This is a genomic window from Streptomyces panacea (assembly GCF_040560175.1).
Lineage (GTDB): Bacteria > Actinomycetota > Actinomycetes > Streptomycetales > Streptomycetaceae > Streptomyces > Streptomyces panacea.
In genome coordinates, this window is the sequence record NZ_JARJHW010000223.1 from 1 (window position 1) to 11,150 (window position 11,150).

Here is an 11,150-nt window from a genome sequence, read left to right on the forward strand (position 1 = left end):
CACGGGGACGAGGGCGACGAAGTCGTCGGAGACCTCGACGCACTCGCCACCGTCCTGATTGCTGTAGCTGCTCTTCCGCCAGTTCACGACGGTGAGGTCGAGGGATCGCACGGCACTTCCTCCAACATGCGTAGGACGAACTTCCGCGACTCAGACGGGGACAGCGCCAAGTCGCGCACTGCATCGTATGCACGCTGCAATCGCTCGACTGGCATGGTTTCCTCGATCAGTTCACCCCGGTAGCCGTTTTCCGTGTACGCAACGGTACGCGCGTCCGGCCCGCGCAGAAACATCACCGCAGCCCCCAACAGCCCGTGCGGCCCCGCACTTTGCGGCAACACCTGAACCGTCACATCCGCACGTTCCGCCGTCTCCCCCAAGTACTCCAACTGCCGCCGCCACTCCCCCACATCCCGCAACGGCGTCCGCAGCACCGCCTCCGAGAGGATCGTCCGGAACGGCGGCGCGTGGTCCCCCTCCAGCAACTCCCGCCGCCCCATCCGCGCCTCGACCTGCTGGTCCAGCTCCTCACCCTTGAGTCCACCGGCCGCCAGCAGTTCCCGCGCGTACCCCTCCGTCTGCAACAGCCCCGGCAGCACGCTCACCGCGAAGTGCCACAGACTCGTCGCCTCCGCCTCCAGCGCCATGTACCGCCGATAGCCCTCGCGGAACTGCGACTTGTCACTCACCGCCAACTCCCACAGCGCCAGCAGCAACCCCGGCGTCCCGTAGTACGTGTCGAGCGCCTGGACGACCTCCGGGCCGCCCAGCGTCTCGCTCTTCTCCATCTTGCCGAACAACGACCAGTCCCAGCCCAGCCGTTCGCCGAGCTGCCGCAGGCTGTCGCCGCGCGCGGCGCGAAGTGAGCGCAGCTCCTCCGCGAACCGTGCGCGGGGTTCCCTGCTCCGGCCGGTGACCACTCGTCTCGTCGGCATGGTGCTGCCCTCCGCGCGTGCGTAACAGATCTGTCACGCACGGTAATTCACGACGAGCCTCCACGCCGGGGAAACGGGCAACAACCAGCCGGACGAGCTGCCGCAGGGCTCCGGGAGCGGCATGCCCTGCTCGGCCTGCTCGTCCGGGCCCGGGGTCGGCTCCTATCGGATCCTCACCAGTGCCGGGTTGTGAATTCCCGCAGCCACGGTTCGTCCCTGACGGCCGGGAGCCGGACCAGGGTGTCCCGGAAGGCACGCTCATCAGCGCGGAACCGGTGACGGGCGCGCGGCGGGGGCGGGTCGTCGCGGAGGGTTTCGGGCGGCATGACGCCGGACGCGGGGATCGGCAGGTGCGGTCGGGGGAAGGCCAGCCACAGCCACACCCCGAAGGGCAACGGCACCGAGTACGCGGAGGTGGCCGTGTCCGTCGGGGTCCAGAACTCCGCCGTCCGCGGGTGGGTCGGCACCAGGAGGATGTCCGCGCGCTGGTCGGGAACGGGCAGTCCAGGTCCGGCAAGGACAGCGCGGCGGCCCGGCGCCGCGCCCGCGGGGAGCAGGGCGTCGAGGGCGGGTTGGAACACCTCCTCGACCAGGCCGTGCGGGACGGTCACCGGCCCGCCTCGCGAGGCCACCAGCAGGTGCGCGAGCGCCCGGCCGGCTGCCGCTTCCCACTGCGGGCTCCATGAGCAGAAGTCGTACGCCCCCGGCCGGTCTCCCCAGCGGGGGATCGACTCGAACGGGGGCGTGCGCTTGCCTGCCGCCATCAGCTCGGCCCAGGAGTGGGGTGTGTCGTCGGTGTCGGTGCCTTCGACGGGGCGGCGGCTTACGGCGTTCGGGGCGAGCCACACCACCTGCCATTGCGAGCAGTCGTCGACCCGGGTCGCCACGGGCAGGCCGCACTCCTCGCAGACCATGTTGGGCCCCGCGCCCCCGCCGAGGCCGCAGCACGCACCGCTCCCGTTCTCCGGGATCAGCAGGGTCCCCCGGGTGTCTCCGGGTGCGGTGGCGATCGCACCTGCCACACCGTCGGACAGTGAGTGGACCGGCGCGTAAATTCCACGGGCTGCCGCCTCGTCCGGATCGACGTCCTCCCACATCCGCCTCGGCAGCCCCCAGGGCTCCGGGTCGACGGCGAAAGTGCCCGGCTCCATGAGCACCGGGAGCTGCGCACCGTTCCCGTACGACTGACGGGCGTGGACCGGCAGGGCGACCTGGGACAGCGGTGCGGTCAGCGCGGCGCCGCACCCGGCGCACTCGAACTCGAAGACGGGCAAGATCCTCCCCCGGAAACAGGGGCCATCGTCGCAGCTCGTCCACGTCCGGCCAACCCGTTTTCCGACCGCCTTCGTGGCAGGTGTGGAACGTGCGCCGTGCGCCAGGGAACCACCCCCGTCCTCGGCGCAGGCCGCTCCCTCGTCGGCGCATTCTCGTAACGAACCCCTCACGTACGGTAGTTCCGACCGTTCGCTCGGGGTGGCGAAGTCGCGCACCCACGAGCCGAAGGAGACCCCCCATGACGTCTGCGACTCCCAAGCCGCCGCTCCCCCGCCGTACCCCGCAGCGCATCGCCCCCGACAAGATCCAGGAGGCCGTCGAGGCACGCGACGCGCTGGCGGCGGCGCTGACCGGGGTCGGTATCCAGCTGCCCGCGATGGACGTCCGCACCCCCTGGCCCGTCACCGACGACAGCGACGCCGGACGCGCCACCCGCTACGCCCTCGTCCATCTCGGCGTCTGCTCGGCGCCCGTCGCGCTCGCGCTCGCCGCCGTGATCGTGGCCGGGGCCGGGCGGTGACAGACGGTGCGCGGCCCACGCGGAAGGCCGCGTCGCCCGTGTCGCCCGTCCGCGTCGGGGACACCGTCCACGACCCGGCCCGCGACCGCGTCGGCGTCGTCATGGCCCGCCAGGGCCCGTACATCCAGCTCCGCCCGCTCGGCGGCGGTCGCGAGTGGGACGCCGACCCCACCCGCGTCCGGCGACTCGGCCCGGCCGAGCTGCTGAGCGCCCGCGTCGCGGACGTCAACACGCGCAGCCGTGCCGGCCTCGGCGACGTACCGCAAATCACGTACAGACAATCAGCAGAAGGAGAATCAGTGACCACGCGACTGAGTAACCAGCTCTCACAGGGCGGCGGACAGGGCCAGGGCGAGGGCGAAGGGGACGGGCACCCCGGTCAGCCGTGGTCGCCGACCGATGAGCCCCACCCGGACGGTTCGACGCCTCCCGGCGACGGGGACCACCGCAAGTGACGACCACTGATGACCGGGCGGGGCGGCCCACCCGTGAGGAGTTGGGCCGTCTCCTCCTGAACGCGGGTTCCCTGAACCCCGATTGGGCCGAGACCTATCGAGAGGTGCCCCGCTCCCGCTTCCTGCCGGACGTGATGTGGCCGCACGACATGGCCACCGGCCGAACCGTGGCGGTCGACAGGGGGCAGGACCCGCGGGCGTGGCAGAGGTACGCCGACTCGGACGATCCCATCGTCACCCAGTGGGACGACGGCGCGCACGCCGGCCGCGAGCCGGGCAGGTCGTTCAGCTCGTCGTCGTCCATGCCGAGCCTGGTCTTCGCCATGCTGGCCGACCTCGATGTCGGGCCGGGGCAGCGGGTGTTGGAGATCGGCGCGGGCACCGGCTGGAACGCCGCGCTTCTCGCGCACCGTCTCGGCGCCGGGAACGTCGTCACCACGGAAGTGGACGGCGCCGTCGCGGCACGTGCGCGGGAGTCGCTGGAGCGCTTCGGGCTCCCGGTGGAAGTGGTGCACGGGGACGGCTTCCTCGGGTACGCGAAACGGGCCCCGTACGACCGCGTCATCGCCACCTGCGGTCTGCGAGAGGTCCCGTTCGCATGGGTGGAGCAGTCCAGCCCCGGCGCGGTGATCCTCGTTCCCTGGGGGACGTACTACGGGCCCGGCGAAGCCACCGCCCGCCTGGTGGTCGCCGAGGACCGCCGGAGTGCGTCGGGACCGTTCTCGCGGCCGGTGGCATTCATGCGCATGCGCTCCCAGCGGTTCGTGTGGCCCCGGCACGACGCGTACGTACCGGCGGGCGCGATGGACGCCGCGGACACGTCCTTCACGACGGTGACCGAGGCGGATCTCCGCGGCACGGGGAGCTTCGACGTGACCGGATTCGCGCTGGGCCTGCGCGTGCCCGCCGTCGCCCACACCGTCGACCGCGAGCGTGACGGCAGGCGCGCCGTCTGGTTCTACGGACGCTCGGACACGTCATGGGCGGTCGTGGTCTTCCGCGACGGCCGCGAGGAGGCCAAGGTCTACCAATCGGGGGCCCGACGCCTGTGGGACGAGGTGGAGGCCGCGCACAGGTGGTGGGTGGAGCGAGGGCGCCCCGGCTTCGACCGCTTCGGGCTGACCGTCGACGCCGACGGCGAGCGGGCCTGGCTGGACTCGCCGGAGAACCCCGTGTGGTGACCTCCCACGGCGCCTGGCGGGCGCGGGGAGGCCCGGACAGGCGTCACGTCGTCTCCGACTCCCTTTCCCGGTCGCGCAGTTCGCGGCGGAGGATCTTGCCCGACGCGGCCCGTGGGACACCCCCGATGAACTCGACCCGGCGGACCTTCTTGTGCGGGGCGACGTGTTCGGCGACGTATGCCATGACGTCGGCCCCGGTCAGTTCGGGCGCCGACGGCCGGCGGACGACGTACGCCTTCGGGATCTCGTTGCCGTCCTCGTCGTAGACGCCGATGACCGCGGCGTCGGCTATCGACTCGTGGGTCAGCAGCAGTGCTTCGAGGTCGGCGGGGGCGACCTGGAAGCCCTTGTACTTGATGAGCTCCTTCACCCGGTCGACCACGAACAGCCAGCCGTCGGCGTCGGCGCGGCCGATGTCGCCGGTGTGCACCCAGCCGTCGGTGTCGATCATGTGGGCGGTCTCCTCGGGCCGGCCGAGGTAGCCCTTCATGACCTGCGGGCCGCGGATGAGGACTTCGCCGGCGGCGCCCTCGGGGGCGTCCGTGCCGGGGTCGTCCAGGGAGACGATGCGCATCTCGGTGCTGGGCAGGAGCTTGCCCACCGTCCCGGCGGGCGGGTTGTCGGCGTCCAGCGGGACCACGTGCGTGCCGGGTGACAGCTCGGTCATGCCGTACGCCTGGCGGACGGGCGGCAGGCCCAGCCGGGCCGAACAGGCTTCGGCCAGGCGGGAGTCGAGGGGCGCGGCGGAGCAGACGATGTAGTCGAGCGAGGACAGGTCGTAGCGGGCGACGGCCGGGTGCTTGGCGAGCGCGAGGACGATCGGCGGGGCGACGTACAGACCGCTGATGCGGTGCTTCTCGATCGCGGCGAGGAACTGGTCGAGGTCGAAGCGCGGCAGTACGACGACGGTGGCGCCGGTCCGCAGCGGTGCGTTCATCAGGGCGGTGAGGCCGTAGATGTGGAAGAACGGGAGCACCGCGAGGATGCGGTCACCGGGGCGCATCGGCATGACGGGGTCGAGCTGCGCGAGATTGGTGGCGATGGAGCGGTGCGTCAGCATGACGCCCTTGGGGGCGGCGGTGGTGCCGGAGGAGTAGGGCAGAGCCGCGATGTCCTCGGCGGGGTCGATGTCGATCCCGTTGTCGGTCCCGATGCCGGCGGTCGGCTCCGTGGCGATCATGTCCAGGATCGAACGGTGGCCCGGTGCCCGGTCGCAGACGAAGATCTCCTCGATTCCGCCCACCAACTCGGCCGACCTGCGGGCGACTTCGAGCAGCGGCGAGACCGTGACGATCCAGCGGGCCGAGGAGTCACGGAGCTGCTTCGCGAACTCCTCGGCGGTGGAGAGCGGATGGACGGTGGTGACGGAGGCGCCCGCGCGGGTGGCTCCGTAGAACGCGACCGGATACGCGACGGTGTTGGGGCTGTGCAGGGCCAGTACGTCCCCCTTGCGCAGACCGGCCGCGATGAGCGCGGCGGCGGTACGGCGGTGGAAGACGTCCAGTTGGGCGTAGGTGACGGTGGTGCCGTCCGTCCCGTCCACGAGGGCGTCGGCGTCGCCGAACTCGGCCGCGCGGCCGAGGACGGCCTCGTGGATGGGCTGGTCGACCGCCTCGACGTCCGCGTACTCGCTCTGAAAGATCACGATGACGATCCCTTCGACGCGTGGACGGTCAGAATGGCTTGTCTCAGTACGACTTGGGGAGACCCAGGGACTGGTGGGACACGTAGTTCAGGATCATTTCGCGGCTGACGGGCGCGATACGGGCCACGCGGGACGCGGTGATGAGCGACGCCAGGCCGTACTCGCGGGTGAGGCCGTTGCCGCCGAGGGTGTGTACGGCTTGGTCGACGGCGCGTACGCACGCCTCCCCCGCCGCGTACTTGGCCATGTTGGCGGCCTCGCCCGCGCCCGCGTCGTCGCCCGCGTCGTACAGGTGCGCGGCCTTGCGCATCATCAGCCGGGCCAGTTCGATCTCGATGTGCGCCTGGGCGAGCGGGTGCGCGATGGCCTGGTGCGCGCCGATGGGCTGCTGCCAGACCTGGCGGGTCTTGGCGTAGTCGACGGCCTTGTCGAGCGCGTACCGGCCCATGCCGAGGGCGAACGCGGCGGTCATGACGCGTTCGGGGTTGAGGCCGGCGAAGAGTTGGAGCAGCCCGGCGTCCTCGTCGCCGACGAGGGCGTCGGCGGGGAGCCGTACGTCGTCCAGTACCAGCTCGAACTGCTTCTCGACCGCCTGGAGTTCCATGTCGATCCGGGAGCGGTGGAAGCCCTGCGCGTCGCGGGGGACGATGAAGAGGCAGGGCTTGAGGGAGCCGGTCCTGGCGTCCTCGGTGCGGCCGACGATGAGGGTGGCGTCGGTGATGTCGACGCCGGAGACGAAGACCTTGCGGCCGTTGAGTATCCAGCCGCCGCTCTCTTCCTCCTTGCGGGCCGTGGTGGTGATGCGGTGCGAGTTGGATCCTGCGTCGGGTTCGGTGATGCCGAAGGCCATGGTGCGCGAGCCGTCGGCGAGGCCGGGGAGCCATTCGCGCTTCTGCGCCTCGGTACCGAAGCGGGCGATGACGGTGCCGCAGATGGCGGGCGACACGACCATGAGGAGCAGGGGGCAGCCGGCGGCGCCCAACTCTTCGAGGACGATGGAGAGTTCGGCGAGGCCGCCGCCTCCGCCGCCGTACTCCTCGGGGAGGTTGACGCCGAGGTAGCCGAGCTTGCCCGCCTCGCTCCACAGCGTCTCGCGGTCGAAGCCGCGGCCGTGGCGGCGGCCGAGGGCGGCGACGGCGGCGCGGAGGTCCTGGTGTTCCTGCGTTTCGACGATGCTCATGTGTCCCCCAGTGAGGTGTCGGTCTGCGAGGTGTCGGTCTCTGAGGTGTCGGTCTCTGAGGTGCCGGTCTCTGAGGTCTCTGAGATGCCGGCCCGCGTGGTGCCGGTCTTCGTGCTGTCGGTGACCACGGCGAGGAGCGCGCCGACCTCGACCCGTCTGCCGGGCGCGGCGTGGAGCGCGGTGAGCGTGCCGGAGGCGGGAGCGGTGACGCGGTGCTCCATCTTCATGGCCTCCAGCCAGATGAGCGGCTGCCCGGCGGTGACGGCGCCGCCTACGACGATCCCGTCGGCGATCCGTACGACCGTGCCGGGCATGGGCGCGAGCAGCGAGCCGGGCGCGGTGGCGGTGCGGGGGTCGGTGAAGCGGGGGTGGACGCGGAGGCGGTACGAGCCGGTGGGGCCGTCGACGTGGACATGGTCGCCGCCGTACTCGGTGACGTCGAAGTGCCGCAGTACGCCGTGGACTTCGAGGCTGACGCGGTGGGGCGTGACGGCGACGGCGCGTACGGCGTCCTCCTCGACGCGGAAGCCGTCGCGGGTGCGGTGGTAGCGCACCTCGTGCCCGCCGTACGTCTTGGTCTGCGGCTGCGACGCGAGGTTCCGCCACCCGCCGACGCGGTGCCCGCGCCGGACGGCGTCGGCGAGCGCGGCGGCCAGGGCGGCGTGCCGGGCGCTGTCGTCACCGCCGGGCTCCGGCTCGGTGAGCGCGGCCAGGTGCCGGTCGTAGAAGCCGGTGTCGGCCCGCCCGCCGGTGAAGTCCGGGTGGCGCAGGGACCGTACGAGCAGTTCGCGGTTGGTGACCGGGCCGTGGACCCGCGCCCGGCGCAGCGCGTCGGCCAGCAGCCGGACCGCCCCGGCGCGGGTGGGCGCCCAGGCGATCACCTTGGCGAGCAGGGGGTCGTAGTGCACCCCGACGCTGTCCCCGGGCCCGTACCCGGCGTCGACGCGGATACGGGGTTGGTCGACCCGCCCGGCGGGGGCGGGCCCCGGCACCCGCAGCTCGTGCACCCTGCCCGGCCGCGGCGCCCACCCCCGCGCCGGGTCCTCCGCGTACAGGCGGGCCTCCACCGCGTGGCCGCGCGGGGCGGGTGGCTCCGGGGGGAGCTTCGCGCCCTCCGCCAGGGCGAGTTGGAGCGCGACCAGGTCCAGGCCGAACACCTCTTCCGTCACCGGGTGTTCGACCTGGAGGCGGGTGTTCATCTCCAGGAAGTACGCGTGGCCCGCGGGCGAGATCAGGAACTCGACCGTGCCCGCGCCCCGGTAATCCACCGCGCGCGCCGCCGCGACCGCCGCGGCCGTCAGGACCGCGTGCGGCCCGGCCGTCAGCCCCGGCGCCGGGGACTCCTCGATCACCTTCTGGTGGCGTCGCTGGAGGGAGCAGTCGCGGGTGCCCAGCGCCCACACCGTGCCGTGCGCGTCGGCGAGGATCTGGACCTCGACGTGCCGGCCCCGCTCCACGTACGGCTCCGCGAAGACCTCGCCGTCGCCGAACGCCGACCGGGCCTCGGCGGAGGCCGCCGCCAACTCAGCCGGAAGCGCGGCGAGTTCGCGGACGACTCGCATCCCACGCCCCCCACCGCCCGCCGCCGCCTTGATCAGCAGCGGCAGGTCCGCCGCGCTCGCGGAGGCCGGGTCCACCGGCGCCAGGAGGGGAACGCCAGCCGCCGCCATCAGTTCCTTCGCCCGCGTCTTGGACGCCATCGCCTCGATGGCCTCCGGCGGCGGACCCACCCACACCAGCCCGGCGCCGAGCACCGCCCGAGCGAACTCGGCGTTCTCCGACAGGAATCCGTAGCCGGGATGCACGGCGTCCGCGCCCGCCGCGAGGGCCGCCTTCACGATCAGGTCGCCGCGCAGATACGTGTCGGCGGGCGCCGACCCCGGCAGCCGTACCGCCGTGTCCGCCTCCCGTACGTGCAGCGCGCCGGCGTCCGCGTCCGAGAAGACCGCGACCGTGCCGATGCCCCGCTCACGGCAGGTGCGCAAGACACGGCAGGCGATCTCACCGCGGTTGGCGACAAGGAGAGTTGATATCAACGTAAGCCTCACATTCGGAAGACGCCGAAGCCGCCCCGTACGCCCTCGACGGGCGCCGTGTGGACCGCCGACAGGCACAGGCCGAGCACCGTGCGGGTGTCACGCGGGTCGATGACCCCGTCGTCGTAGAGCCGCCCGGACAGGAACGCCGGCAGCGACTCCGACTCGATCTGCGCCTCCACCATCGCGCGCAGCGCCGCGTCGCCCTCTTCGTCGTACGGCTGCCCCTTCGCCGCCGCCGACGCGCGCGCCACGATCGAGAGCACACCGGCCAGTTGCTGCGGTCCCATCACCGCCGACTTGGCGCTCGGCCAGGCGAAGAGGAAGCGCGGGTCGTAGGCCCGGCCGCACATGCCGTAGTGCCCGGCGCCGTACGACGCGCCCATCAGGACCGACAGATGCGGGACCGTCGAATTGGCGACCGCGTTGATCATCATCGCGCCGTGCTTGATGATGCCGCCCTGCTCGTACTCCTTGCCGACCATGTAGCCGGTGGTGTTGTGCAGGAAGATCAGCGGGATGTCGCGCTGGTTGGCGAGCTGGATGAACTGCGCGGCCTTCTGCGACTCGGCGCTGAACAGCACGCCCCGCGCGTTGGCCAGCACCCCCACCGGATAGCCGTGCAGCCGTGCCCAGCCCGTCACGAGGCTCGACCCGTAGAGCGGCTTGAACTCGTCGAAGTCCGAGCCGTCCACGATCCGCGCCACCACCTCGCGCGGATCGAAGGGGATCTTCAGGTCGCCGGGGACGATGCCGAGCAGTTCGTCCTCGTCGTACACGGGCGGCTCGGCCCGGAGCCGGTCGGGGTCCGGACCGGCGTACGCCTTGCGGTGGTTGAGGCGGGCGACGATGCGTCGCGCCTGGCGGATCGCGTCCGGCTCGTCCACCGCGAAGTGGTCGGCCAGTCCCGACGTGCGGGCGTGCGTCTCGGCGCCGCCGAGCGATTCGTCGTCGCTCTCCTCGCCCGTCGCCATCTTCACGAGCGGCGGTCCGCCGAGGAAGACCTTCGACCGCTCCTTGATCATCACGGTGTGGTCGGACATGCCGGGCACATACGCGCCGCCCGCCGTCGAGTTGCCGAACACGACCGCCACGGTGGGAATCCCGGCGGCGGAGAGCCGGGTCAGGTCGCGGAAGAGCGCGCCGCCGGGGATGAAGATCTCCTTCTGGGAGGGGAGATCGGCGCCGCCGGACTCGACGAGGCTGATGAGCGGCAGCCGGTTCTCGTGGGCGATCTGGTTGGCGCGCAGGGCCTTCTTCAGCGTCCAGGGGTTGGAGGCGCCGCCGCGCACGGTCGGGTCGTTGGCGGTGATGACGCATTCGACGCCCTCGACCACACCGATGCCGGTGACCATGGACGCGCCGACGGGGTAGTCGCTGCCCCAGGCGGCGAGCGGGGACAGTTCGAGGAACGGGGTGTCGGGGTCGAGCAGCAGCTCGACCCGTTCGCGGGCCAGGAGCTTTCCGCGCCTACGGTGCCGGGCCACGTACTTCTCGCCGCCACCGGCCAGCGCCTTGGCGTGCTCCATGCCGAGATCGGCGAGCTTGGCGAGCATCTCGTCGCGGTGCGCGGCGTATTCGGGGGACGTGACGTCCAGCGCCGAGTGGAACACGGTCACAGGAGGGCCTCCGGGATGTCGGCGTGCCGGGAGCGCAGCCACTCGCCGAGCGCCTTGGCCTGCGGGTCGAAGCGGGCCTGGGCGGCGACGCCTTCGCCCAGGAGGCCCCGGACGGTGAAGTTGAGCGCCCTGAGATTGGGCAGGACATGCCGGGTGACCGCCAAGTCGGCTGTCTCCGGCAGGAGTTGGCGGAACCGGTCGACGGTCAGCTCGTGCGCGAGCCACCGCCACGCCTCGTCGGTGCGCGCCCAGACGCCGACGTTGGCGTCACCGCCCTTGTCGCCGCTGCGGGCACCGGCGACCA

At 72.0% G+C, this 11,150-nt stretch carries 11 protein-coding genes; 3 read left to right on the plus strand and 8 right to left on the minus strand.

The window, feature by feature from the left end; translation table 11 throughout:
- From P3L51_RS32070 to P3L51_RS32080, 3 genes are all read right to left on the minus strand, one after another.
- Window positions 1–111 (minus strand): DUF397 domain-containing protein (locus P3L51_RS32070; protein WP_354608856.1); only part of this gene is annotated, 111 nt, incomplete at its 3' end.
- Complete coding sequence (locus P3L51_RS32075; protein ID WP_354608847.1) at window positions 84–935, minus strand: helix-turn-helix domain-containing protein; 852 nt, start codon at window positions 933–935, stop codon at window positions 84–86. The genes P3L51_RS32070 and P3L51_RS32075, both read right to left, overlap by 28 nt.
- A 173-nt stretch (window positions 936–1,108) precedes the next feature.
- A complete protein-coding gene (locus tag P3L51_RS32080; protein WP_354608848.1) occupies window positions 1,109–2,209 on the minus strand; it encodes a hypothetical protein in 1,101 nt (366 codons plus the stop codon).
- Window positions 2,210–2,448: 239 nt separating this feature from the next.
- On the opposite strand from P3L51_RS32080, the gene P3L51_RS32085 reads away from it, so the two are divergent.
- From P3L51_RS32085 to P3L51_RS32095, 3 genes are read left to right on the plus strand one after another with little or no spacing between them, the layout of a single operon-like run.
- On the plus strand, window positions 2,449–2,730 hold the full coding sequence (locus P3L51_RS32085) for a hypothetical protein (RefSeq protein WP_354608849.1): 282 nt from the start codon (window positions 2,449–2,451) through the stop codon (window positions 2,728–2,730).
- Window positions 2,731–2,768: 38 nt separating this feature from the next.
- Window positions 2,769–3,185 carry a hypothetical protein gene (locus tag P3L51_RS32090; RefSeq protein WP_354608850.1) on the plus strand — a complete coding sequence of 139 codons (417 nt, stop codon included), beginning with the start codon at window positions 2,769–2,771 and terminating at the stop codon, window positions 3,183–3,185.
- Window positions 3,182–4,366 carry a methyltransferase domain-containing protein gene (locus P3L51_RS32095; RefSeq protein ID WP_354608851.1) on the plus strand — a complete coding sequence of 395 codons (1,185 nt, stop codon included), beginning with the start codon at window positions 3,182–3,184 and terminating at the stop codon, window positions 4,364–4,366. The genes P3L51_RS32090 and P3L51_RS32095 overlap by 4 nt, the downstream gene beginning before the upstream one ends.
- Before the next feature lie 43 nt (window positions 4,367–4,409).
- Here the strand turns inward: P3L51_RS32095 and P3L51_RS32100 are convergent, their stop codons facing one another.
- From P3L51_RS32100 to P3L51_RS32120, 5 genes are all read right to left on the minus strand, one after another.
- Window positions 4,410–6,011 (minus strand): 4-coumarate--CoA ligase family protein, encoded by a 1,602-nt coding sequence (locus P3L51_RS32100; RefSeq protein WP_354608852.1) that lies wholly within the window; start codon window positions 6,009–6,011, stop codon window positions 4,410–4,412.
- A 43-nt stretch (window positions 6,012–6,054) separates the two neighbouring features.
- On the minus strand, window positions 6,055–7,191 hold the full coding sequence (locus P3L51_RS32105; protein WP_354608853.1) for an acyl-CoA dehydrogenase family protein: 1,137 nt from the start codon (window positions 7,189–7,191) through the stop codon (window positions 6,055–6,057).
- Window positions 7,188–9,227 carry an acetyl/propionyl/methylcrotonyl-CoA carboxylase subunit alpha gene (locus P3L51_RS32110; protein WP_354608854.1) on the minus strand — a complete coding sequence of 680 codons (2,040 nt, stop codon included), beginning with the start codon at window positions 9,225–9,227 and terminating at the stop codon, window positions 7,188–7,190. Before P3L51_RS32110 ends, P3L51_RS32105 begins: the two co-directional genes overlap by 4 nt.
- Before the next feature lie 8 nt (window positions 9,228–9,235).
- Complete coding sequence (locus P3L51_RS32115; RefSeq protein WP_354608855.1) at window positions 9,236–10,846, minus strand: acyl-CoA carboxylase subunit beta; 1,611 nt, start codon at window positions 10,844–10,846, stop codon at window positions 9,236–9,238.
- The coding region (locus tag P3L51_RS32120; RefSeq protein WP_435594570.1) for an AtuA-related protein at window positions 10,843–11,150 on the minus strand (308 nt) is incomplete at its 5' end. The genes P3L51_RS32115 and P3L51_RS32120, both read right to left, overlap by 4 nt.

Coding starts and splice junctions, on each gene's coding strand:
- P3L51_RS32075 (WP_354608847.1), bottom strand. CDS start 935: ATGCCGACGAGACGAGTGGTCACCGGCCGGAGCAGGGAACCCCGCGCA.
- P3L51_RS32085 (WP_354608849.1), top strand. CDS start 2,449: ATGACGTCTGCGACTCCCAAGCCGCCGCTCCCCCGCCGTACCCCGCAG.
- P3L51_RS32105 (WP_354608853.1), bottom strand. CDS start 7,191: ATGAGCATCGTCGAAACGCAGGAACACCAGGACCTCCGCGCCGCCGTC.